The sequence below is a fragment of the Rhizobium sp. RHZ02 genome (assembly GCF_014851575.1).
Taxonomy (GTDB): domain Bacteria; phylum Pseudomonadota; class Alphaproteobacteria; order Rhizobiales; family Rhizobiaceae; genus Rhizobium; species Rhizobium altiplani.
The window spans coordinates 14998-36537 of the sequence record NZ_JACUZX010000017.1; the positions used below are offsets into that span (position 1 = coordinate 14998).

Below are 21540 nucleotides of genomic sequence, written 5' to 3' on the forward strand. Positions count from 1 at the left end.
TCCGATTCTGCGACATTCTGCCGATTTCAGCTCTCTGTCAAAGCCCGACATTTGGCCTGTCGATGACTTCACGCAGGGCGAAGCTGGAGTTGATCTTTACGACATGCGGAAGCGCTGAGAGCCAGTCGCGATGGATGCGCTCGTAGTCCTCGAGGTCGCGCGCGGCGACGCGGAGAATGTAATCGTATTCGCCCGACATCAGATAACAAACCAAAACGTTCGGACAGCGTTTCACCGCGGCTTCGAATTCGGAGAGCGTCTTCGCAAATTGGCCCGACAGGGAGATGTGCACGATCGCGATCATCTTGTAGTCGAGCGCCTTGTGAGAGACGTGGGCGTGGTAGCCACGGATGACGCCGCGCTTCTCCAGTATATCAAGCCGCCGAGAGCAAGCCGATGGCGACAGTCCAACCTTGGCTGCAAGGTCGGCATTGGTAATGCGGGCGTCGGACTGAAGCGTCTTCAGAATCGCAAGATCGATGGCGTCGGGTTCTGACATTCGAAGAACTTTCGATTATTTGCTCTAATTCGCAATATTCTTCGAAAATCACCCGCTGCGCAAACCTTCTTTGCAAGGACATTTCGCGGGTGTGGTGGTTGGATTTCCCGGTCAAAAACACTCCGCGAAGCGGACATAATGAGAGAGGAACGCTCAATGCGTGTCGGTTGCCCGAAGGAAATCAAGAATCATGAATATCGTGTCGGACTGACACCTGCATCCGTTCGTGAATATGTCGCCCATGGCCACGAGGTCTGGGTTGAGACCAAGGCGGGCGCCGGCATCGGTGCTGATGACGCGGCCTATGCGGCCGCTGGCGCAAAGATTGCCGCCTCGGCCAAGGAAATCTTCGAGAAGTGCGATATGATCGTCAAGGTCAAGGAGCCGCAACCCTCCGAGTGGGCGCAGCTTCGCGATGGCCAGATTCTCTACACCTATCTTCACCTCGCGCCCGACCCGGAACAGACCAAGGGTCTCCTTGCGTCCGGCGTCACCGCTGTTGCCTATGAGACGGTAACGGACGATCGGGGCGGTCTGCCCCTCCTTGCGCCGATGTCCGAGGTGGCCGGACGCCTGTCTATCCAGGCTGGCGCGACCGCCCTGCAGAAGGCCAATGGCGGGCTGGGTATCTTGCTCGGCGGCGTTCCCGGCGTGCTGCCGGCGAAGGTCGCTATTATTGGTGGCGGCGTCGTCGGCCTGCATGCCGCCAGGATGGCCGCGGGCCTCGGCGCCGATGTCAGCATCCTCGACAAGTCACTGCCGCGTCTCCGCCAGCTTGACGATATCTTCGGCGGTCGCGTCCATACGCGCTATTCCAGCATTCAGGCTCTGGAAGAAGAAGTTTTCGCGGCAGACCTCGTCATTGGGGCCGTGCTCATTCCGGGCGCCGCCGCGCCGAAGCTTGTGACCCGCGAAATGCTGTCGGGGATGAAGCGAGGCTCTGTCATCGTCGACGTTGCCATCGACCAGGGCGGCTGCTTCGAGACGTCGCATGCAACGACCCATTCCGAACCGACCTACGTTGTCGATGACGTGGTGCACTACTGCGTCGCCAACATGCCAGGCGCCGTGCCGGTCACCTCGGCACATGCCCTGAACAATGCAACGCTGGTTTATGGTCTGGCGCTGGCCGATCGCGGCCTGCGTGCGATTGCAGAAGATCGTCACCTCAGGAACGGTCTCAATATCCACAAGGGACGCGTCACCAATAAGCCGGTGGCCGAAGCGCTGGGCTACGAAGCCTATGCTCCGGAAAGCGTACTAAACGTGGCGTAATTCCCATCACGTTACGTGAGGCAGGCTGGTCGCATTCTCCTGCGACCAGCCATCATCTGTCTATACGGCATTGATAGCAGTTATTGCGTGCCGACCGCACATGCACGTAGGCAACCTCAGGCCGCTCGAGGAGCTGGGTGGCATAGGAGCGGATATCGGGTGTCAGAGTTACCGCGCCTGTGCCGTACACGATTCGGTTATCGGCATTGTAACCGCGCACGATGAAATCCGGGCTGGTCAGAACCGGCGGCAGGACCTCTTCTGCGGCATAGCGCTCGCAGGGCTCCTTGTGAAGAAAGACCGGACCGGTCTCAGCATAGGGCTGAAGCTCCGGAAACGGCCGGTAGGCGAAGACCAGCAATTCCTCGCCGGCATCGATATTCTTCAGGCAATGACGGCAGGGATGGCCAGGCCCGTCGGAGACCATCGTCTCGGGCAAGAAACCGTAGGCGTCTGTACCGCCGTTCCAGAGATTCTCGGCGTTGGCGGTGGGCATGGCGGAAAAGCGGATGTCGGTCATGGCGGATCTCCTTGCTGATTGCCAAGAGATGCGCCTTTATCGGGGTAGAAACCACCCGATTCCTGCCAGAGCCCTCGAGGGCTCCAGCTCCTGGCCGACTCACCAATCCTTCTTGCTCAACTCCAGAAGTTCCTTGTCGCTGAGCGGCCGGACGATGCCCGAACCGGTGGAGACCGGTGAAAAGCCGAACATCTGGTAGAGCTGCAAAGCTCGCGGGTGATCAAGATCGTTGGTCGTCGTCGTCACCCGCTTCGGATTGAGCGTCCAGATCGCGTAGAGCGCCTGCAGCAGGAACCACTTTCCGATCCCCAGACCAAGCGCATGCTCGAACAGCCCGAAGTGGCTGAGCTCGATCGTGTCCTCATCCTCGACGAAGTACTCGTAGAAGCCAGCAGGCGCGCCGTTGACGTAGAGCACGCTGATATTGTTGCGTTTGTCGTGCAGCGACCTGGCCAAATCCTCGTCAAGCATCCGCAGCCGGTCCACCCACTGCCACCTGGCACCGACCTGACGGTAGAGATAGCGATAGAATGGCAGCGGAATGTCGGGAGCCCGCATGATCGCCGTCTGGATGTTGATCGGCACCGGAAGGCTTGCCTTCGGCGGTGCCGTCATTTCCAGGCGCGTAATATGGGCTTTTAGGGAAGAGGGGGGCTTCACCATCGTGTCAGGCTTTGACCGGTTCCGGCGGACCGGTGACAACAGGCGTGTCGTCCCGGCCACCCCATTCGCTCCAGGAACCGTCGTAGAGCTTGTTGTCGGTATGGCCGAGGGATTCCAGCGCCAGCGTGATGATGGCCGCGGTGATGCCCGAACCGCAGGACGTGACCACGGGCTTCGACAGGTCTACGCCCGCCTCCTCAATCGTCTGCTTGAGTTCCGGCAGGGATTTGAAGCGGCCCTGGGTGGCGAAGACACCCGATGGCAGGTTTCGCGCGCCCGGCATGTGACCGGAGCGCATGCCAGCGCGCGGCTCAGGCTCGACCGCTGCAAAGCGGCCCGCGCTCCTGGCATCCGCTATCTGCAGCGCGCCGCGTGCAACGATCTCCCGCATGGCATCGAGATTGACGACCCGCGAGGCGTCATAGGTGGGCTTGAAAACCTTTGGCTCGTGGCGCGGAACGGTTGCCTCAAGCGGCCGGCCCTCCGCTTTCCATCCGTCCAGTCCGCCATCAAGTACGTACACATTCCGTGCGCCCATCACGCGAAACAGCCACCACACACGCGGCGATGCGAACATCCCGATGCCATCATAGACGACGATATGATCGTTTTCCCCGATGCCGAGCTTGCCGACTTCGGTTGCGAAAAACTCTGGCGAGGGGATCGTGTGCGGCAGCAGTACGGAATGATCCGCGATCTTGTCCTGATCGAAGCGGATAGCGCCCGGGATATGGCCGGCGGCGTATTCGGCGTCGGCATCGCGCTTCTGCGCCGGCAGATAGAAGGACGCATCCAGGACGCGCAAATCCGGCTTGCCCAATTCCGCCTGCACCCAATCGGCCGAAACGACGAAACGGCTCTTTTCTTCGCTCATTCTGCTCTCCCTGGGGCTTCAGGCTTCGTCGCCGGGAGCGCCGAAGCGAATACGGAAGCGACGGTTTTCCTTGCCCTTCTTTTCGATCTTGGCAATGTGAATCTGACCGACTTCCTGAGTTTCGGACACATGTGTGCCGCCGCAGGGCTGGCTGTCAATCGCAGAGTTTTCGCCGATGCAGACAAGGCTGACCCGACCGAGCCCGATCGGCGGACGGACGTTCTTGGATTTGACGATACCAGGGTTGGCAGCAAGCTCCTCGTCGGTGATCCACTGCAGGTAGACCGGATAGTTCTGCCGCACCAGTTCCATGAGTTTTTCGGTGACGTCGTCCTTGTCGATCGTCTCGGTCATATCGAAGTCGACACGGCTCTCATCCTCGCCGACAGCTGCACCCGTGATCGGATAGGAGCAGACGACGGAGAGCAGGTGACAGGCGGTGTGCATCCGCATAAGCTTGTAGCGGCGCGGCCAGTCGACATGCAGTACCAGCTTCTCGCCGACGGCCGGCTGTTCCTGGCCCTCGAGCGGCACATGCACGACGATGTCCTTGGTCGCTCCATGCTTCGTCTGCCCAAGCGTGATCTTGCTGCCATCGGCGCGCTCGAGGAATCCCGTATCGCCCGGCTGGCCTCCCGATGTCGCATAGAAGCAGGTTTGATCCAGCTCAATGCCCCCGTCGTCGTGAACGGCGGTTACCACCGCCTCGCATGTCGAAAGATAGAAATCGTCACGATAGAGGGCATTGACGGGCATGGGGTCTCACGCTGCTGGTTCGTATGGGATCTGTATGTCTTGCGTCTTGGCGAGCCACGCCGGAACCGGCAGGCCCTTCGACGTCAGGAAATCGGGGTTGAAAAGCTTGGACTGGTAGCGGTTGCCGTAGTCGGCGAGGATTGTCACGATGGTATGGCCGGGACCGAGCTCCTTGGCAAGGCGTACTGCGCCGGCGATGTTGATTGCCGTCGATCCGCCCAGGCACAAGCCTTCATGCTCGACGAGATCGAAGACGTAGGGCAGGGCTTCCGCATCCGAAATGCTATAGGCGAAATCGGGCGTGAAGCCTTCAAGGTTCGCTGTGATCCGTCCCTGACCGATCCCTTCGGTGATCGAGGAACCCGACGCTTTCAATTCGCGGTTCTTGTAGAATTCGTAGAGCGCGGCTCCGTCGGGGTCGGCCAGGCCGATCTTGATGTCCTTGTTGAATGCCTTGAGGCCGGCGGCCACACCCGCAAGCGTCCCGCCAGAGCCGACGGAGCAGATAAAGCCGTCGACTTTGCCGTTGGTATCGTTCCAGATCTCGCTGGCCGTCGTTTCGATGTGCGCCTGCCGGTTGGCGACGTTGTCGAACTGGTTCGCCCAGATCGCGCCGTTGGGATCCGTCTTCGCCAGCTGTTCGGCCAGCCTTCCTGAGACCTTCACATAATTGTTCGGGTTTTTGTAGGGAACGGCGGGCACCTCGACGAGTTCGGCGCCGAGCAACTTCAGCGCATCCTTCTTTTCCTGGCTCTGCGTCTCCGGGATGACGATTACGGTCCGGTAGCCGAGCGCCTTTGCAACGACCGTCAGGCCGATGCCGGTATTGCCGGCGGTCCCCTCGACAATGACGCCGCCCGGCCGCAGCACGCCCTTCTTCTCTGCGTCGCGAATGATGTAGAGCGCCGCGCGATCCTTGACCGACTGGCCGGGATTGAGGAATTCCGCCTTGCCGAGAATAGTGCAGCCGGTCGCTTCCGACGCACCCTTGAGCTTGATCAACGGGGTGTTGCCGATTGCCTCTAGAACGGAGGGATGGACGGTCATGGACTCTGCCTCTTTTGAACGCTTAGTTTAGGAACGGTCTTTTCCCTTCACAAGGCTAGGTTGGCAAGAAATGCTATTCCATCCCTTTGAGCGCAGCGACAAAATTAGACTTCGCTGCCGTCCAGGCACTCGAGCCAGAGCCGTTCGCCGGCCTTGTGATCCGGAGATTGACTTTCAGCGTAGGGATGACGACAAAGCAGTCTCTAGAAGAAAAAACAACCGAAACCGTCATGGTTCATGAGCATATCGACACGGTCGATGCGTTGATGGCGCATTACGTCGCCGGATCCCTTCCTGAGCCGGCACGCGTGCTGGTCGAATCGCATCTTGAAATGAAGCCCGATCATCGCTTGCTGGTGAGAGATCTGGAATCCCTTGCTGGGGAGGCCCTCGAGGAGACACCCGAAGCCGCAATGGGCGATCGCCAGGTGCGCCTCGCCGCGGTCTTCGCCTCTGCGCTGCCAGCTGAAAAGCCAGCCGACCTGCCGACAAAACAGGGGTTCTTCCCGAAGGCGATTCGCAACCTGGTCGGCTATGATGTGGATACGGTCCCCTGGAAGACGAAGCTTCCCGGCTTCAAGGAGTACTCGACCGATATCGATGGCTGCGAAGTCAGCCTGATGTGGATCAAGGCTGGCCGGGCTTTGCCTGCACACACCCACAAGGGCATGGAGCTCACCTTGATCCTGGACGGCGCGTTCAACGACAGTCGCGGCCATTTCGGGCCTGGCGACATCTCCGTAGCGGACGAGAGCGTCGACCACCGACCTGTTGCCGAAAAAGATCGTCCCTGCATCGCGTTTTCGGTTTTTGACGCGCCGATCAAGCTCACCGGCTCCTTCCCCCAGTTCATCCGAGACCTGATCGGCTGAAAGCAGCCACAATGGCGTGATATTCCCTTGAAACCGGGAGATGGCGAGGAACTCCCGGACCTGTTTTGACGTTTGGAAAACAGCCCGGAGGAGATGTGCCATGCCAGATTTCGTCGCCCGTCCCGAACATGGAATAGCCTGGATATCGGGCGCGAGTTCCGGAATCGGGCGAGCGTTGGCATTGAAGCTCGCCGGAGACGGATACAAGGTCGCCGTCACCGCTCGCGACCACGAGAAGCTTGCGGAATTGCAGGCCGAGGCTTCGGACCTACCCGGCAGCATCATCGTGCTCGACGGCGATGTCACCAACGCCGAAGACATGGAGCACGTGCTTGCGTCAATCGAATATGAACATGGCGCACTTGCGCTGGCGGTTTTCAATGCGGGGGTCTATTTCCCCGTCCACGCGGAAGAACTGAAGCTCAGCGATTTCGAGCAGAGCTTCGCGGTCAATCTGCAGGGTGTCGTGAATTGCCTCATCCCGGCCGTGCGGCACATGAAGGCCAAAGGGCAGGGGCAGATCGCCGTCGTTTCATCGGTATCAGGCTATGGCGGCCTGCCGACAAGCGCGGCCTACGGCGCGACCAAAGCCGCCTTGATCAACATGGCCGAGAGCTTGAAATTCGATCTCGACAAGATGGGCATCCGCATTCAGCTCATCAATCCGGGCTTCGTCGATACCCCTGCGATTAAGAAGAACAAATTCTCGATGCCCTCGCTGGTCTCGGTCGAGGAGGCCGCCGAACAGATTTCGGCAGGACTCAAGTCTCAACGCTTCGAGATTACCTTCCCGAAGCGCTTCACCTACATGATGAAACTCGTCAATTTTCTTCCCTACGGGCTCTATTTCTGGCTGGTCAATCGCTCGACGGGATGGCGGGAGCGACCGCTTGAAAAGCACGCCCGTCCGGCGATGCCGCATCCTGCGGAGTGATGTTCAGTTTCCAGGCAAGGACGAGGCGGATGACGGCCAGACAGGAGGTCATCTGCCTAAAAGGGCCGCCATCCGCTCTCGTCAGCTCCGCGAATAGACGTCCTGGCGAACGTCTATGTTCTAGTGCGGAAGTCTGCTCACAATCGAAATAACTCGAACTCCCAACGGCCGTTTGAAGCGCTCATCAAAACCAAATAGGCGAATGCGCTCCAATGTCGACCAAAAACGCTCGCGCCTTTCGGCAGGAGAATGGCGCAGTCTAATCAGAAACAAAAGTCTCTGACCAGTGACAATTCAGCTTCTGGGAGCGGTATTGCCACCGTGGCTTCCTCCGCCGAGCGGGTCGGCAGTACAAAAGGGGAAGGGCCGGTTACACCGGCCCGGTTACACCGGCCCTTTGGAAATCAACGACGTGTCAGATCAGTCGTCGCTTTCGCGGCAGGCGTCACTGATGGATACGCCGCTCTCGCTACCACGGGTATCAACACCCGAATTCGCTTGCGGCATGCCTCGGCAATCCAGCGCCTCGGCTGTGGTGTGATGCTCGGCGTTGTCATCGGGTCAACCGGAGCGACAGTGATCGGATGCGTGCCGTTTCACTGCTCGTTTAGTCGCCGGGGTAGGTGCTGGAGCTCGGATTTTTCGAGCCGCCATTGGTCGGGTCGATTGGGTCGGGAACGGATTGGGCAAAAGCGGAGGTCGCCAGACCAGCGGCAAAAATCGCGCGGATTTTTCACCGGTCGCCCAACCTTCGCGGGCTATTTCTTCTGCAGGTAAAATTGTTCCGATGCTGAGCCGAAGCCTGTATGCGCGAGGTGTTAGGAGGAGCATCTAGGGCTGAGCTCTTCGATCTCATTTTCCGGGAACTACACCAATGGCTGGCGTGGTCATTACCTGCTCCAACAAAAGCAGCGCGCCGGCTGACTTTATTGCGAAGTCCGCAGCGCGCAGCCGTTCATCGGAGGTTAATCGCAGCCTGAAAGGATGATCCGATGATGAAGAAGATTTTGGCCGCACTCGCAGCCATGGTCCTGGCTGGATCTTTCGCCCTGCCGCTAAACGCCGCGCCAATTGGCGTGCCGAAAGCAGCACCTATCCACACCGCCGACGTCGAGCAGGTCAAGCACCGCGGCCACGGTAACGGATATGCGAATGGCCACTGGAAGAATCGGCGGTACGCTTATCGCGACTGTCGGTATTACGGCTCGTGCTACCGTCCGCGGTATTACGGCTATCCCCGATACGGCTATCGCGACTATTACCCCTACAATCGTAGGTCAGGTGTGAGCCTGTATTTTAACTTCTAGTCAGCAGTGCCACGGGCGCCAACCGTGGGACCCACGAAAAGAAGCCGTCGGCGCGAATGTCGGCGGCTTTTCTTTGAGAACTGCCACTATCATCGACCGTATTCGACAGAGAATGTCACATCGACCTCGTAACCGAAGTCATCGCCGGTCGTGGTCGTGGGGCATCGCAGCTTTACAGTTCTGCTCGATACGGTCTCCCTGGACCAGGTCGGCAGCGAAAGTTTCATTAGAAAGTTTCCGGCTCCCTCATCCGACTCCAGGGGGCATCATGCTCCAAGCCCCACGATCCCACCCAAATATTTGGGCGGTCCGTTGGGATCGATGCAAATGTATTCTCGACATAAGCGAATCCGATTGAATACGGGCGACCGGTTTCCGACCAATCGTCAATATCCATCGTTGGGAGGTGGAAATCCTGCAATATGTTCATTGCACGGTGGTCATCGCCTGCGGAAACACGAAATCAAAACTCCCCTTCACCAACGCTGGATGGGTCGCCATCATTGAGAATGCGCATCTGGGGGAATTGCACCGTCACCCTCCGCCCGAGCGTCGCGAAGCTGCTCGTCAGCACGTCCCAGTTTCCGCCGGGATCGACGACCATGATCGTGAAATGAAAGGGGTTTCCGGGCACCAATGAATCCAATGTGACGTGATGCGTTCTGCCAGAACTGGGAGTGATTTTTATCCTACCGACCGGGTCTCGGAGGACTGGGATCCAGCTGTCAAAACTTGGCGGCTCCATGGTTGCTCCAACGAATACAATATCCGTATGAACGGTTGTCTCGATCTGTGTACATGGAAGGTGCCGCCTGATCCGTTCTCACCGTCGGTTATGAGATCGGTTGTTTTCGGCGCGCCTGGCACCGCTGTTATGGTGCCAGTGCAGCGGACATGTGGGTCTGAGAGGGGGCCAGACCCATTTTCAAAGATGCCGACAACATACTTTTCTCCCGGCGCGATCGGCACAGCGTAAGTGCCGCTCAGCTCTGCCTTGTCTCCCTCGCCGGTCAGAATCTGGAGATCGGGACGCGACCACCGAGATCCTGGTCTTTTCTCCCAAAGTTCTTCTATGGCGTCTTTTTCGTAGAGGATCGTCCCTAAGCCGTGGGACGGGGCTGGAAAGTGGCTGTTATCGATGACAAGAACACCCACTGACCTCCCAGGGGAATGCATCTGTCCGCTTCGCTACTACGACGCCAGTTCCGAAGTATATTGCTGATTCCATGCTGCAGATCCCCAGTTTCAATACACCGATCTCGCAACGCCGTTGGAGGGCGCGCATTGGATTCAAGAATGCGGAAATTGAAGAGGGCCGGAGCCTGGCGGTCACGATAATCGAGACAAGCAGTGCGCAAATGCTATTATAGCGCGCATTTGGGTGGGAGAATTGTGAAAGATCGGACCGGACATACAAGCACTAGCCCGGCGGGCAGGGAGCCGGCGCCGGGCCTAACGCGGACCTGGATGTTGGGCGATGCAAGTCCCACAGCGTGTTGGAAGCGCTGCGTGAGGGAAACCGCTGAGGCGAGGAAAAGTTCCCGGTCTATGGTCGAACGGTGAGCAGCGGACGCAAATTTTCTGATTCCACCACAGCCTGGCGTGGACGTCGTAGAAGATTATCCACAGGAACCAATCGGCCAAACGCGATTTCAAAAGTGGGGAAAGAAAACGCCTGCTTTTGGAATATCAACAAAAGCAGGCGTTTATCTCTGAAACTGGCTCCCCGGGCCGGAGAAAAATTACGAAATCAAACCACATCTTATTTGTCGAAAAGCGATATTGTAACAAGTACTTAGGTTGGAATAAGCTGTAGCGGGTCGAGGGCATCTTAGTACCCAGAATAACTTCAATTTAGTACCTCGCCGTTCATGCGAAGCTACCGCAGCGTCTGCTTTCAAGCTTTCGCAAGACCTTGAAGGATGCCCGCGACCCATTCCCATCCAGCTTGGGTGAATACAATCTCATTTGAAGTTTCGTCGATTGAAGCGTGACCTTTTTTGAGAAAGGCGCCAACTAACCATTTATCTGGCCGGAAGTAGGCACCGCGCATCTGCACTCCTCGAAGCGGAATACGTCCTCCCGAGAATAGCAGATAGGCTATGGTGAGTGCTTCGGTGCGGTTTGTGTCCTTGGGAGGCTCATACTGCTTCCACCAGTGCAAGTCCGGGTCCCCTATGAAAGGTTCTTCCGAAAAGGTCTTGGCAGACGACGGTTTGCCATCGATCGCTACAGCAATCGCATCGATAATCCGGCGAGCCGTTTGCTCGTTCATGTCCAGCATACCGATTAGAGCCTTTCGCGCTTCCGGGTTTTTCCGCTTAGTTTTTCAACTTGGCGTTCTAACTGTTCAATTCGCTGGTGAAGATGAGAAGTAGTGCTAGCCGTCATCAGCATTGAAACCTCTTCAGCGGAGAGGCAGAAGTGCAGCGAGTAGTTCCCGGAAAGGGTTAGATATTCAGTGGACACCGTGAACGTTACACCGCCCTCTGCGTCGCCCTCCAACTGCCTTATCGTTCGAACGTCATCAACGAGCGTATGACGACGGCCTGTGTTCCTCCAGCGGGCGTTACCGGTGATTTTCACTCTTAGTCGCCTTGCTGATCAGCCTACTTCTTGGTGGCGTAGGCGTGGCCTGTCTTTGATTGTGCTCATGAGTCGCTCACCCGTTATTCGAGCAGAGTTGCTTATGTACCAACTTTCGTCAATCCGGGCTTCAGAATGAAATGATGGTTTGATTAATTTCGCCCCGAAGGACTCTCCGGTAAGGCCCTAACGGGGAAAGGGGCATGGCGGCACACTCGCTTGCTGAGGTCGAGTTTGGCTCGGTAGGGGCCGGCGTTGATTTTACCGGGCGACATCAAGATGAGCCCCTAGCCGTCTGGCCCTCTTACGGGTCCTGCTATGGGTAGCTCCGAGGTTGATATAAGGTTTACTTAGGTAAGCAGAGGTACCGTATGGTTCCACCCGGTAAGGATGGTAGCCGTGGTGTCTGAGGTTAGAGGGCCCACCCCATCAGGGGAGCCCCCACCAAGGTAGACCGAGGTCACCCCGAAGGCGTGGAGGAGACGTCCACCAATCCGGGCAAACCGACATGGTCGAGGAAGACGTCAGCCATAACCTGCCTCGCCGCATCCGCATTAGAACCTGCTACAAGGATCGCATCGTGGATGGGAAGAGCCGTCATTCCCTGTGACCTCAAGCGAAGCAAGATATCGACCATGATCTGGCTTTCTTGAAATTGAATGCGGTGTCCGACTCCGCGGAAGAAGAGGTGAGCTATTGCGGGATGGTGTCCGATGATTGCTTCGGTGATGTCACCGATACGTTCACCATTCTTGAATAGGACCGCGCTTCCCCTCGGAATCCTTCTCATAGGCTCGTCGCGGAAGACCATGGAACTGAAGACAACCTTGATGCCCTTACGGTATTCCTCGAAGCCGGGGATGGCGTAGAGATCGGCCATTTCGGGCACAGCACCTGCCATGCCGTAAAGCTGCCGTGGTCCCATCTGAGCGTAGTCGAGCTCGACTATCGCCTCACCGTCGATGACCAACCGGTCAAAGCGGTCTGCCTTCCCAATCGCTTGCCAGAAGCCGCCGAACAAGCGACCACCGCAACTGAAGTCTCCTCGGCTGAATATCCGGCGTAAGGCCCGATCAGTGGTGTCGGGGATCGGAGCGTGGTCGCCCTTGAAGATTGCGTAGTCGAGATTGGCAGTTAGCAGCCAATCATTGATGTCCCGCATCTCGCGTCGGAAGCGGGTCGTTTCTCCTGTGTCGCTGTAGTCGGTTACCTGGGCTTCGTCCCAGAAGTCGGCCTTCAAGCTCTTCAGGATGATCGGTTCGGCTACGCTGGCACGGGCAAGGTCCGTGAACGTTATATCTTGGTCTCCCATTTGTTTCAGCAATTCCGGCCCGGGACGGATGGCCGTGCGTCGCGCACCATACCGACCATCGCCATCACCTAAGTCTTGGACGATCCAACCGAGTTCGGGCTCGGCAAGCCGGTCAAGGATATCGGGTAGGGTCTTTCCATAGACCACCGGACGGTATCGGTTTCGGTGTCCGAGGACGGCATTCGACCGAGTGACGTAGATTCCGCCGGGACGACGGCGAAGCTTATGGTGCATGAGGTCGCACAGGACCGCCTCCACAGTCAGCTCGAAGGTCTCTTGATCGCGCTGCCTTCGTGTACGTTTACGAAGGCCATGGTGGCCCTCGAAGCGCTGGATGTCCGCTATTGCCAGAGCAACGACTGCCTGGGATGCATTGGTCTTCGCGAAGCGCCAGGGGTTGAACGGACTGTCTACGACCCGGTCAGGGCCCTGGGGCAAATTCTCGGCGTCAGACGCCGGGGAGGCTTCGGAGTCACTCATGCTTCACCTCGGGCCTGCTCGGTGCCAAGGATGGCATCACGTTCCGCCTTTGCTTTCTCTCGACCAGCTTCCAGAGCCTTCGCCCTACGCTTGGCGATCTCCATGCCGAACAAGACGAGCTTGGTCTCCTCGATGATCGCCCACAGCGCCCGTATGGTCCTCGGCGGTATCTCGCGGTAGACCGTGCGCGTAAGGCCGTTTATGGCCCATGTATAAGCAGCCTCGCGGGGATTGAGGCGGAGGAGCATGCGGACCGCCTGAAAGCGGAAGCCCTCGTCATACTTCCATCGGCGCTGATCGTCCTCGTACCAGAAGCCCATCGCCATTAGCGTCATTCCTATGGTGCGGCTGTCGGCCTCCTTGGACAGGGACAGGATTGCCTCGGCTGCTTGGAATGCGTGGACGTTGAAGGGGACGCCACGCGCTGCGGCGTCAATGTCGGCCTTGGCCTTCGCGACGGTGCGGGACCAGATGTCATTCAAGATGTCGTCGGCGTTGGTCGCTGATACGGTCTTCAAATAGCTGTCGATCTCCTTGAGATAAGGTTTCAAGTCGGATTTCTTCACGCCGGTCTGGTGCGGATGACCATGGCGGGCTTTGGTTCTCTTGTGGCGCTCGCAAAGAGCGCTGAAGCCGTTGGTTTGCGTGGAGCAGCCGTCAGCTTTGCAGGTCTTCATATGGATCGGTAATCTCGTCTTTGGGATTAGGTCGGGCAGAGGAGGCTATCTCGCTCTGTTTATGCAGCAATGTGCATGGCCGGAATCCGTACCTGGACCCTGAGGCACGGGGGCGGGTCGATGTGAGCAGTTTGGTGATCTATGATGTCATGGCTGAAGCTATGGTCGTCTTTCGGTGCATCTTAAGGGGCTCGGGTTCACTTCCCCGGCCAATCCTTCACCGCTCTGTTCAACGTCCGGCCACCTGCCGTCCGCCTTGCCACTGCTTACGGCCATTCGACCGTTCCAGATTTGGTGCTTTTGTTTCCGCTCTACGGGGCCGCTCTCCGGTCCCTGCGCCGAGGTGTAATCCCCAGACCGTCAGGCAGAAGCGCTATGCACTATCCCGTGCATTCCCGTCAAGCATAAAGTTAAATTAATTAAACAAAAACAGTAAGTTAGCGGACGTAAATCCGATGCGGGGTCAGCAATTTCAGGGGCTTGCGGGTGTGCGTGGGAGAATATGTCCCCCAAATGGGAGAATCCTGCAGCCGGAAAATGAGGCCAAAGCCGCACTCATGCCGACTACTGGCCCCGTTCGATCACTCGGGACACCTGCGTCGGCGTCCACGTGCCACCTCGGGACGTCGCGACACCCATGTTGTCAAGAGTTTCCGCTATGGCGCTCAAGGTCTGCCCCGCCGCCCTCAGCGGCCCAACAATCTTCATGACCTTGGAGGCTTCGGCATCTGCCTTCTGCTGGATCGCTTCGTTGCGCTTCATGGTCTTGTCGCGGAGACCACCGAGACGGACACCCCGCCCCTTGGCCGCCTTAAGCGCCGCCTTGGTACGCTCGGAGATGAACGTCCGCTCCTGTTCTGCCAGAGCTGCGTAGATGTGGAGCTGGAACTTGTCGGCCTGCGGCATCTGTGCCACGCGGAGCTTCACCCGCTTGTCGTCCATCAGGGTGGCGATGAAGGAGACCTTGCGGCTTAGCCGGTCCAGCTTGGCAACCAGCAGCTCGGCCCCCGTCTTGCGGACCAACTCCAATCCCTTGGCCAGCTCTGGGCGCTCGTTGTCCGCCCCCGACTGCACGTCGCGGAACTCCCCGATAATCTCGAAAGGGATGTCTGAGAACTTGTCGAGGTAGATGGCGATGTCCCGCTCCTGGGCCTCTATACCGAGACCGCTGCGGCCCTGATCCGCTGTGCTCACTCGGGTGTAGATGACGTACTGCTGCATGCCCGATCTCCTGCGTTGGAGGGAGCATGTCAGGCGAATTATCTAATGTCAACGTTCGTTGTGTTTGATAAAATGTGTTGCGACTTGCCCTTAGGAGGTTGTGGCCCGCCTATCTACGATCTGCTGAGAGGCGCAATGATTGCTTGAATTGAAACTCCGCGAATGGACAGGAAGGCGCAGGTGATCCGCGCCAGCTTCGCCCACGAAATTGATAGGTTAGGTGAGGCGCGTGACTGGAGCGGCAGGAACGGGCTTATGTCCCAGTGCGACTTCGAGGCATCGCAATTTGAAGACGAGGCCGCTGAATTGCGATCCAACCGCCTTGCTCGTCGGTCCCTGCGCCTATCCCTGCCGATTTCTCGCAAAGAGGAAGGCAGTGAGCATTGGTGGCAATCGCAGACATTATGGCACATGGGCGATGACCAATGTCGGGATCACGGAGCTGCGCAACGCAATACGGTCGGAGGAAAAAGATAGACGCGAGAAGTGGATGGCTTAGGCGGAATGCTCGTCAGCATCCTAAGCCTTGTTGTTGCTATTATTGCCCTGTCGAAGCCATAGATTCTGCTTCGGGGGGCATCTCGGTCACCTTCGGTCGCCCCAGCCACCTATAGCGTAGGCGGGGGTACGGGGGGTAAAGCGCTCCGGCCATTCTCAATATTGTTGGCCGAGAAATTTTCGGTATTTTTTATCGAGACCTTTCGAAGCCCGATGCACTCCGGCAGTCCTGATCTTTCCGGGTTAAGCTCTTTCTCGCAGCCTCTCCCATAGCTGTCCGGGGCCAAGCAGGATGTCCTTGATACCGTCACGCACCTTCTGTGAGTCCAGTGCCTGTTTGCTCATCGTTGAATGAGCATCGAAGGCGTCCATGATGGCGTCGAGAATCGCTTTGGAAAGGTCCGGCGAATTTGCGAACTGTTCCTTGGTATTATGCTCGGCTTGCCGGACCAACGTCTCGGACTCCATGAGCTTTCCCTTGAGAACATTGTTCACATAGATCAGTTGATCGTCGTCCGTCAGTTCGCCTTGGAAAAGGTCGTTGACTCTCGCCAGGATTTCGGCGAGCAACGCTTTTTCTTTATCCTGAATGGAACCTGAGCCAGGCGCAGTGTAAGGTGCCAAAGGCTCGGAGACGCCGCTGAGTACTAGAGCCCGCTTACCCTTGCTCGACAGCTTGTGGTGCGTCAGCTTGATTTGGGACACGTCAACAACATCCCGCTCGCGACCGAACTCCAGTAGCGGGATCAGCCGCTTGAAGAAGATCGAGCGCTTCTCGATGTCGGTGTTGCCGTAGTCGAAGATCTGCGACAGGAAAGCATAGACGCGCACGAAAGCGCCCATGTCGTTCCGGAAGAGCAGAAGGGCATCCATCTCATCCTTAGCATCCTTAGCATCCTTTGCCGCCTTGCCGTCATCCTTCGAGAGCGCAATTAGCCGCTTCTCCTGGGCAGCCTTGTAGGCCTTCAGCAGCCGATCCGCGACGGGGGATATAGCCGCGACGAGGTCGCCCTGCTTCGCCAACGCATCAAGTTCGACCTTCACGACCCGGTCAACCTCGAAGCTGTCATAATACCCTGCAGCGTCCAGCTTGGCTCTCAGGTCAAACACCAGGTTAGGGTCGGTGATGTCGGCAAGCAGGGCCGTCTCGTAGTAGGTCTGGAACGCCTTCAGAATGTCGTCCGAGCTGTTGACGAAGTCGAGGACATAGGTCGTATCCTTGCCGGGATGCGCCCGGTTGAGGCGCGAGAGCGTCTGCACTGCTTGTATCCCCGCCAACCGCCGGTCGACATACATGCCGCAGAGCAAGGGCTGATCGAAGCCGGTCTGGAACTTGTTGGCGACGAGAAGCACATGATATTCGGGCAGCTTGAACGCCTCGCGGATGTCACGTCCGCTAAGCCCCGGGTTCAACTCCTTGCTGGTCTCGGTGAAGGGATTGGGACCGCTTTCCCTGTCCTCGACCTCGCCTGAGAAGGCCACGAGGGTTCCAAGGTCGTACTTCTGTTCCTTGATATACTTCGTCATCGCAATCTGCCAGCGAACCGCCTCTAGACGGCTGCCGGTCACCACCATCGCCTTCGCCTTGCCTTCGAGCAACGGCTGGACATTGGAGCGATAGTGTTCGACGACGATCTGGACCTTCTGGCTGATGTTGTAGGGATGCAGCCGCACCCAGCGCATTAGCGATTTGACCGCCTCCTTGCGCTCCACCTCCTTGGCGTCCATCTCCCCGCCAGCATTGGCGAGCTTGAAGGCGAGATCGTAGGGCGTGTAGTTCTTCAGCACGTCGAGGATGAAGCCCTCCTCGATAGCCTGGCGCATCGAGTAGACGTGGAACGGCTCGGGCTTGTTGGTGGCGCTCGCGGGTTCCGCTGGGTTCGGACGGCGGCCAAAGAGTTCCATCGTCTTGCCCTTAGGGGTCGCTGTAAAGGCCACGTAGGTGATGCCGCGTTCGCTCGCACGGGCTTCCATCTGCGCCGCCAGAATGTCTTCGCTGCTAACCTCTCCGCCGTCGCCGAGTTCCGCTAATTCCTCAGGTGAAAGAACCTGCTTCAGCCTGGCCGCTGTTTCGCCGGTCTGGCTGGAATGCGCCTCGTCGGCGATCACAGCGAACTTCTTGCCCTGGGTAGCTGATAGCTCCCGTACGGCGTTCAGTGCAAAGGGGAAGGTCTGGATGGTGCAAACGACGATCTTCTTGCCTCCAGCCAGCGCCTCGGCGAGCTTGCCGCTCTTCGCGCCGTTCTCGTTAGTGACCGTCTCGACGACGCCCGTGGTGCGTTCGAAGCTGAAGATCGCTTCCTGAAGCTGGGTGTCGATCACATTGCGATCGGACACGACAATGACGGTGTCGAAGATCTTCTTGTGCTGTTCGTCATGCAGGTCGGCCAGGAAGTGCGCGGACCATGCAATCGAGTTCGTCTTTCCCGACCCTGCCGAATGCTGAATCAGATACTTGCCGCCAGCCCCCTCGGCCAGAACAGTGGCTTGCAGCTTGCGGGTGGCGTCGAGCTGGTGGAAGCGAGGAAAGACCAGGCCCGTGATCTTCTTCTTGGCGTCCTTCTGAGGGACGATGTAGCGACCGAGAATCTCAAGCCAGGAATGTTCTTCCCAGATATCCTCCCAGAGATAGGCGGTCGGATGGCCATTTGGGTTTGGCGGATTGCCCTTGCCGCCGTTGTTGCCCTTATTGAAGGGCAGGAAGAATGTATCGGTACCCTGCAGCTTCGTCGTCATCATCACTTCGGCATTGCTGACTGCGAAGTGAACGAGGGCGCCGCCGGGAAACCCAAGCAGCGGCTCGCGGGATTGCCCCCTGGGGCTCGGGTGCCGGTCGAACCTGTACTGGTCCACCGCGTCCTGGACGCTCTGGGTGAAGTCGGTCTTCAGCTCTACGGTCGAAACCGGAACGCCGTTGAGAAACAGCACGAGGTCGATGCAGTTCTCATTGCTCAAGGAATAGCGCACCTGCCGCACGACGCGCAGCCGGTTGACACTGTACCGGGCCAGGATTTCCTCGTTAAGGCCGAAGGCCGGCTTGAACTCCGCGAGCTTTAGCGGTGCCCTGAGGCCGATCATCTCCACGCCGTTGCGCAGCACGTCCAGGGTCCCGCGTTCGTCGAGCTGCTTGCGGATGCGGTCGAGCAGCATGGGCTCGGCAGCGGTGCCGTGATTCTTCGCCAGCGTCTCCCATGCCTTCGGTTGCGAAGTTCTGACCCAGGCAACAACATCGGGAGGAAACAGCGCCCGGGAGCGGTCATAGCTAGCAGCATCGCCCTCCGCATGGAGCCAGCCATTTGTGGCGAGGTGGCCGCAGATCTCGGTTTCGAAGCTGATTTCCTTGTGCAAATTCATTCAGCGGCTTCCCGGTCGACAAGGCCGCGTACGTCGATCTTGCCGGTGACGGCTGCTGAGATCAGTGCGGCGCGGCGTTCTTGGAGGAGTTCGATTAGCTGCTTCTGCTCCTCCACTAGCGCATCGATCTTGGCAGTTTCGCGGTCCAAGAAGGCGGCAATTTCGGTTTGCTCTGCGAGCGGGGGAAACGGTATCTCCAAATTGTCCAATGCATATTGACCCAAACCAACTCGGGTAAGACCGTTGGCTCGCACTGCTACGTTTGCTTTCACAAACTGTGAGTCGAAGAGCCATTTGACAAATGCACCACAAGTTCCCTGCAGAGGCCGCAGCATCGATAGGTGATAGCCGCAAATTACTCCCGGCAAATCCTGAGGCACGTAGGCGGGAATGGCTATATCGTCAGCGCTCTCGGAGTCCTTGGTAATGATAACGTCGCCAGCACGCAGTGAGAATTTCTCAATCTGCTCGCTAGTTGCTGTTGCAGACATAAACGGAAGGTGTGGAGTGATCCGGTCATTGTAGTAGACATCCGTGTAGTTGCAGAGCAGAACTTGAGGATCGCCGTCATAGGATTTCTTGTCTACGTTGCTCGGAAAAACACTACAAACGTGCTTGAGCCTCTGGACAGACCAGTGCCTGGGTAAGCGACCCAGCCATTCAATGCCTGCTTCATCTTGCTCTGGATAGATTGCTAGGTTCATGCTGAAAGCTCCCCAATCATCTGCAGGATTCGCCCGGTGACCTGCTTCAAGTCGGCGTCGATCTCTGCTAGCGACCGCGGCGGCTCGAAGACATAAAAGTGACGGTTGAATGGGATCTCATAGCCCGTCTTGGTCTTCTCGTGATCGATCCAGGCGTCCTTAGCATGGGGTAGCACCTCCCGGGCGAAATAACTATCGACCTCCTCGCCGAGCGGCACGTTCTCGGTGTCTCGCAACGAGCTGTCGGCTTGCGGCTTGCCCTTAGCCTTGCCCTTGGCGCTGAGAACAACATTGCCCTTCTCATCCCTCAGTGGGCGCTCAACGGTGATGGTGCGATAGCCAAATGCCTCGTTCGGGAAGATCCGCGACAGTGGTGCGAGCTTGATTTTGCCGCCCTCGGGTGCAACCGGCGGCTTCTCCCCGCAAGCCACGATCTCAGGTTGGACCTCCTTCCCATCGGCGTCGAGAACCGTGGCGATCTGCGCCTCGATAAAGCCGCCGAACAGTTTTGTCACGGCCGCGATGTCGGCATCGCCCATCTCCTTGCGCTTGGAGCCCAAGCTCTTGCGCATCTTCTGGCAAAAGGACGAGGCGTCGATCAGTTGCACCTTGCCCTTGCGATAGTCCGGCTTGCGGTTCGACAGAACCCAGACGTAGGTGGAAATGCCGGTGTTGTAGAACATGTCGGTCGGCAACGCGATGATCGCCTCGACGAGATCGTTCTCCAGCACGTACCGGCGGATCTCGCTTTCCCCGCTCCCAGCCCCACCGGTAAACAGCTGTGATCCATTGAGGACGATGGCAAACCGGCTGCCGCCATCCACAGAAGGCCGCATCTTCGAGACGAGGTGGAGCAGGAACAGCAGCGACCCATCGGACACACGGGGAAGGCCCGGACCGAAGCGGCCGTTGAAACCCTTCAACTCGTGTTCGGCCCTGATCTCCTTCTCGACCTTCTTCCACTCGACGCCGAAGGGCGGATTGGAGAGCATGTAGTCGAATTTCTTCTCCGGGTGACCATCGTCTGACAGCGTATTGCCGAAGACGATGTTGCTGACATCCTGCCCCTTGATTAGCATGTCGGCCTTGCAGATCGCGTAGGATTCGGGGTTCAATTCCTGGCCGTGCATGACGAGCCGGGCCTGGTCGTTGTGGTCAGCCAGGTATTCGTCGGAAATCGACAGCATCCCGCCGGTTCCGGCCGTCGGGTCGTAAATCGTCCGCACGACGCCGGGTTTCGACAACACCGCATCGTCCTCGACAAACAGCAGGTTGACCATCAACCGGATGACCTCACGGGGAGTGAAGTGCTCCCCTGCGGTCTCGTTCGACAGTTCGGAGAACTTACGGATCAGTTCCTCGAAGACGAGACCCATCTGGTAGTTGCTGACCTTGGTAGGGTGAAGGTCGATCCGGGCGAATTTCTCGGTCACCTGATAGAGAAGCTTGGCCTTCGCCAGGCGATCAATCTGAGCTGCAAACTCGAAACGGTCGAAGATGTCACGGACGTCCTCCGAGAAGCCTCGGATGTAGATATCGAGGTTTGCCGCGATGTTGTCCTGATCGCCCATCAGAAGGCGCATGTCGAGCTTCGAGACGTTGTAGAAGGTTTGCCCGGCCTTGCGGAGGACGAAGGGCTCGGGATTAATCCCAGCTGCAGTCTTGCTTGCGTGTTCGGCAAGCACCGCGTCCTTCGTCGGCTCCAGGACACAGTCGATGCGGCGAAGCACGGTGAAGGGCAGGATCACCTTCCCGTAGTCGGCTTGCTTGTAGTCGCCTCGGAGAAGGTCCGCCACAGACCAGATGAAAGCCGAAAGTGCCTGTTGGTTCATGCTATTCTCCGAATGCGTGTGCTGCTGCATTTATCGTCTGCCGCAGTAAAGAACTGGTGACTATCGTGTCGAGCATCGCGAATGATTCTGCACCACGAAGGCTAAAGCGAAGCGATCAAACGATAGGGT

General features: G+C 58.1%; 19 protein-coding genes and 1 pseudogene. 4 read left to right on the forward strand and 16 right to left on the reverse strand.

Going from position 1 to position 21540, the window contains the following annotated elements:
• Positions 1-37 precede the first annotated feature (37 nt).
• Positions 38-499, reverse strand: a complete 462-nt coding sequence (locus tag IB244_RS21220; protein ID WP_018856958.1) for an Lrp/AsnC family transcriptional regulator — start codon at positions 497-499, stop codon at positions 38-40.
• Positions 500-655: 156 nt separating this feature from the next.
• Here IB244_RS21220 and ald point away from each other — a divergent pair, with 156 nt between their 5' ends.
• Positions 656-1774: an alanine dehydrogenase gene (ald, locus tag IB244_RS21225; protein WP_025659112.1), complete on the forward strand. Its 1119-nt coding sequence runs from the start codon at positions 656-658 to the stop codon at positions 1772-1774.
• 52 nt (positions 1775-1826) lie between these two features.
• On the opposite strand, the gene IB244_RS21230 is transcribed toward ald, so the two are convergent.
• The 5 genes from IB244_RS21230 to IB244_RS21250 all read right to left on the reverse strand — a co-directional run bounded on the left by IB244_RS21230 (position 1827) and on the right by IB244_RS21250 (position 5634).
• The gene (locus IB244_RS21230) at positions 1827-2294 is read right to left on the reverse strand and encodes a DUF1203 domain-containing protein (protein WP_192305480.1); all 468 of its coding nucleotides are present in this window, start codon (positions 2292-2294) and stop codon (positions 1827-1829) included.
• Positions 2295-2393: 99 nt separating this feature from the next.
• A complete protein-coding gene (locus IB244_RS21235; protein ID WP_025659110.1) occupies positions 2394-2957 on the reverse strand; it encodes a GNAT family N-acetyltransferase in 564 nt (187 codons plus the stop codon).
• A 4-nt stretch (positions 2958-2961) separates the two neighbouring features.
• Positions 2962-3831: a 3-mercaptopyruvate sulfurtransferase gene (gene sseA, locus IB244_RS21240; protein ID WP_192305482.1), complete on the reverse strand. Its 870-nt coding sequence runs from the start codon at positions 3829-3831 to the stop codon at positions 2962-2964.
• An 18-nt stretch (positions 3832-3849) separates the two neighbouring features.
• On the reverse strand, positions 3850-4587 hold the full coding sequence (locus IB244_RS21245) for an alanyl-tRNA editing protein (RefSeq protein ID WP_113470106.1): 738 nt from the start codon (positions 4585-4587) through the stop codon (positions 3850-3852).
• A 6-nt stretch (positions 4588-4593) separates the two neighbouring features.
• Positions 4594-5634 (reverse strand): cysteine synthase A, encoded by a 1041-nt coding sequence (locus IB244_RS21250; RefSeq protein WP_169681835.1) that lies wholly within the window; start codon positions 5632-5634, stop codon positions 4594-4596.
• 230 nt (positions 5635-5864) lie between these two features.
• Here IB244_RS21250 and IB244_RS21255 point away from each other — a divergent pair, with 230 nt between their 5' ends.
• Complete coding sequence (locus tag IB244_RS21255) at positions 5865-6506, forward strand: ChrR family anti-sigma-E factor (protein WP_083929853.1); 642 nt, start codon at positions 5865-5867, stop codon at positions 6504-6506.
• A 100-nt stretch (positions 6507-6606) separates the two neighbouring features.
• Entirely contained in the window at positions 6607-7440 is an 834-nt protein-coding gene (locus IB244_RS21260; protein ID WP_018856950.1) for an SDR family NAD(P)-dependent oxidoreductase, read from the forward strand.
• 420 nt (positions 7441-7860) lie between these two features.
• Here the strand turns inward: IB244_RS21260 and IB244_RS32960 are convergent.
• A pseudogene (locus tag IB244_RS32960) lies at positions 7861-8170 on the reverse strand (hypothetical protein).
• Positions 8171-8435: 265 nt separating this feature from the next.
• On the opposite strand from IB244_RS32960, the gene IB244_RS21265 reads away from it, so the two are divergent.
• The gene (locus IB244_RS21265) at positions 8436-8747 is read left to right on the forward strand and encodes a hypothetical protein (RefSeq protein ID WP_026372080.1); all 312 of its coding nucleotides are present in this window, start codon (positions 8436-8438) and stop codon (positions 8745-8747) included.
• 89 nt (positions 8748-8836) lie between these two features.
• Here IB244_RS21265 and IB244_RS21270 read toward each other — a convergent pair whose 3' ends face one another.
• The 9 genes from IB244_RS21270 to IB244_RS21310 all read right to left on the reverse strand — a co-directional run bounded on the left by IB244_RS21270 (position 8837) and on the right by IB244_RS21310 (position 21411).
• Entirely contained in the window at positions 8837-8974 is a 138-nt protein-coding gene (locus tag IB244_RS21270; RefSeq protein WP_192305484.1) for a hypothetical protein, read from the reverse strand.
• A 236-nt stretch (positions 8975-9210) separates the two neighbouring features.
• Positions 9211-9381 (reverse strand): hypothetical protein, encoded by a 171-nt coding sequence (locus tag IB244_RS21275; protein ID WP_169681837.1) that lies wholly within the window; start codon positions 9379-9381, stop codon positions 9211-9213.
• A 1263-nt stretch (positions 9382-10644) separates the two neighbouring features.
• Complete coding sequence (locus IB244_RS21280) at positions 10645-11022, reverse strand: hypothetical protein (protein WP_192305486.1); 378 nt, start codon at positions 11020-11022, stop codon at positions 10645-10647.
• Between the two features lie 771 nt (positions 11023-11793).
• Complete coding sequence (locus tag IB244_RS21285; RefSeq protein WP_192305488.1) at positions 11794-13125, reverse strand: hypothetical protein; 1332 nt, start codon at positions 13123-13125, stop codon at positions 11794-11796.
• Positions 13122-13802: a hypothetical protein gene (locus tag IB244_RS21290; RefSeq protein ID WP_192305490.1), complete on the reverse strand. Its 681-nt coding sequence runs from the start codon at positions 13800-13802 to the stop codon at positions 13122-13124. The genes IB244_RS21285 and IB244_RS21290 overlap by 4 nt, the downstream gene beginning before the upstream one ends.
• Positions 13803-14366: 564 nt before the next feature.
• The gene (locus IB244_RS21295) at positions 14367-15023 is read right to left on the reverse strand and encodes a recombinase family protein (protein WP_192305492.1); all 657 of its coding nucleotides are present in this window, start codon (positions 15021-15023) and stop codon (positions 14367-14369) included.
• Between the two features lie 741 nt (positions 15024-15764).
• Positions 15765-18875, reverse strand: a complete 3111-nt coding sequence (locus IB244_RS21300) for a type I restriction endonuclease subunit R (protein WP_192305494.1) — start codon at positions 18873-18875, stop codon at positions 15765-15767.
• Positions 18872-19579, reverse strand: coding sequence for a restriction endonuclease subunit S (locus tag IB244_RS21305; RefSeq protein WP_192305496.1), 708 nt, complete (start codon positions 19577-19579; stop codon positions 18872-18874). Before IB244_RS21305 ends, IB244_RS21300 begins: the two co-directional genes overlap by 4 nt.
• Positions 19576-21411 (reverse strand): class I SAM-dependent DNA methyltransferase, encoded by a 1836-nt coding sequence (locus IB244_RS21310; RefSeq protein ID WP_192305498.1) that lies wholly within the window; start codon positions 21409-21411, stop codon positions 19576-19578. The genes IB244_RS21305 and IB244_RS21310 overlap by 4 nt, the downstream gene beginning before the upstream one ends.
• Positions 21412-21540 lie beyond the last annotated feature (129 nt).

Excerpts from the sequence above, each read along its gene's own strand:
- IB244_RS21220 (WP_018856958.1), bottom strand. The coding sequence starts at position 499 with ATGTCAGAACCCGACGCCATCGATCTTGCGATTCTGAAGACGCTTCAG.
- ald (WP_025659112.1), top strand. The coding sequence starts at position 656 with ATGCGTGTCGGTTGCCCGAAGGAAATCAAGAATCATGAATATCGTGTC.
- IB244_RS21230 (WP_192305480.1), bottom strand. The coding sequence starts at position 2,294 with ATGACCGACATCCGCTTTTCCGCCATGCCCACCGCCAACGCCGAGAAT.
- IB244_RS21235 (WP_025659110.1), bottom strand. The coding sequence starts at position 2,957 with ATGGTGAAGCCCCCCTCTTCCCTAAAAGCCCATATTACGCGCCTGGAA.
- sseA (WP_192305482.1), bottom strand. The coding sequence starts at position 3,831 with ATGAGCGAAGAAAAGAGCCGTTTCGTCGTTTCGGCCGATTGGGTGCAG.
- IB244_RS21245 (WP_113470106.1), bottom strand. The coding sequence starts at position 4,587 with ATGCCCGTCAATGCCCTCTATCGTGACGATTTCTATCTTTCGACATGC.
- IB244_RS21250 (WP_169681835.1), bottom strand. The coding sequence starts at position 5,634 with ATGACCGTCCATCCCTCCGTTCTAGAGGCAATCGGCAACACCCCGTTG.
- IB244_RS21255 (WP_083929853.1), top strand. The coding sequence starts at position 5,865 with ATGGTTCATGAGCATATCGACACGGTCGATGCGTTGATGGCGCATTAC.
- IB244_RS21260 (WP_018856950.1), top strand. The coding sequence starts at position 6,607 with ATGCCAGATTTCGTCGCCCGTCCCGAACATGGAATAGCCTGGATATCG.
- IB244_RS21265 (WP_026372080.1), top strand. The coding sequence starts at position 8,436 with ATGAAGAAGATTTTGGCCGCACTCGCAGCCATGGTCCTGGCTGGATCT.
- IB244_RS21270 (WP_192305484.1), bottom strand. The coding sequence starts at position 8,974 with ATGAAACTTTCGCTGCCGACCTGGTCCAGGGAGACCGTATCGAGCAGA.
- IB244_RS21280 (WP_192305486.1), bottom strand. The coding sequence starts at position 11,022 with ATGAACGAGCAAACGGCTCGCCGGATTATCGATGCGATTGCTGTAGCG.
- IB244_RS21285 (WP_192305488.1), bottom strand. The coding sequence starts at position 13,125 with ATGAGTGACTCCGAAGCCTCCCCGGCGTCTGACGCCGAGAATTTGCCC.
- IB244_RS21290 (WP_192305490.1), bottom strand. The coding sequence starts at position 13,802 with ATGAAGACCTGCAAAGCTGACGGCTGCTCCACGCAAACCAACGGCTTC.
- IB244_RS21295 (WP_192305492.1), bottom strand. The coding sequence starts at position 15,023 with ATGCAGCAGTACGTCATCTACACCCGAGTGAGCACAGCGGATCAGGGC.
- IB244_RS21300 (WP_192305494.1), bottom strand. The coding sequence starts at position 18,875 with ATGAATTTGCACAAGGAAATCAGCTTCGAAACCGAGATCTGCGGCCAC.
- IB244_RS21305 (WP_192305496.1), bottom strand. The coding sequence starts at position 19,579 with ATGAACCTAGCAATCTATCCAGAGCAAGATGAAGCAGGCATTGAATGG.
- IB244_RS21310 (WP_192305498.1), bottom strand. The coding sequence starts at position 21,411 with ATGAACCAACAGGCACTTTCGGCTTTCATCTGGTCTGTGGCGGACCTT.